Consider the following 942-nt stretch of genomic DNA (forward strand, 5'->3'; position numbering starts at 1 on the left):
CGGCCTAGGTGTATTGCCTTGTGAGGTTGGGGACGCGGCTGGCGGGTGGTTTGCCGTTCAGCGCGGTGTGTCCGCGGTGGTGATTGTAGGTGTGCAGCCAGTGTGGGAACGCCTCACGTCGTTCGGTCTCTGAGCGGTAGGGCTGTGCGTAGGCCCACTCGTCGAGCAGGGTGCGGTTGAAGCGTTCGACCTTGCCGTTGGTCTGCGGCCGGTAGGGCCGGGTTCGCTTGTGGGCGATGCCGGCCGCTGCCAGGGCATCGCGCCAGACGCGGGAGCGGTAGCAGGATCCGTTGTCGGTCAGGACCCGCTCGACGGTGATCCCGGCGGCGGTGAAGAACGCCTGGGCGCGGACCCAGAACGCGGTGGCGGTCTCCTGTTTCTCGTCGGTGAGGATCTCGCTGTAGGCCAGGCGGGAATGGTCGTCGACGGCGGTGTGCAGGTAGCTGTAGCCGGTGCCGGACTTGTTCTTGCGACCCGCTGGGCGGCCCAGCATCTTGTGGCCGCCGCCGTCGGGGATGTTGCCGAGTTTCTTGATGTCCACGTGGACCAGCTCGCCGGGCTTGTCGCGTTCAGCGGCGGATCGGCCGGCCGGTGGCACGGTCCAGATGGGTCAGGCGGGCCAGTCCGAATCGAGTCAGCACGCGGTGCACGGTGGAGGGCACCAGGTTCAACAGGTGTGCGATGCGGGCTGGTCCCCAGCGGCGGGCGAGGCGGACCTTGATGATCCGGCGCTCGGTGCGGGTCGGGGTCCGGCGCGGGCTGTGGTGCGGGCGTGAGGAGCGGTCAGCCATGCCGGCCTCGCCCAGGGCGCGGTAGCGGTCGGCCCAGCGCTGGGCGGTGGTGGGCGAGACCTGGAAGCGTTCGGCGGCCCGGCGCAGCGGCCAGCCGTCGTCCACGACGCAGCGGGCCAGACGCAGGCGTCCGGTCTCGGTCAGGGGTGCA

1 pseudogene is annotated in these 942 nt (G+C 70.2%); it reads right to left on the reverse strand.

Features of this window, described 5'->3' with window-relative positions:
- Positions 1-4 precede the first annotated feature (4 nt).
- Positions 5-942, reverse strand: a pseudogene (locus PV410_RS44590) (IS481 family transposase); the annotation flags it as partial.

The organism is Streptomyces sp. PA03-5A (assembly GCF_033792725.1).
Lineage (GTDB): Bacteria > Actinomycetota > Actinomycetes > Streptomycetales > Streptomycetaceae > Actinacidiphila.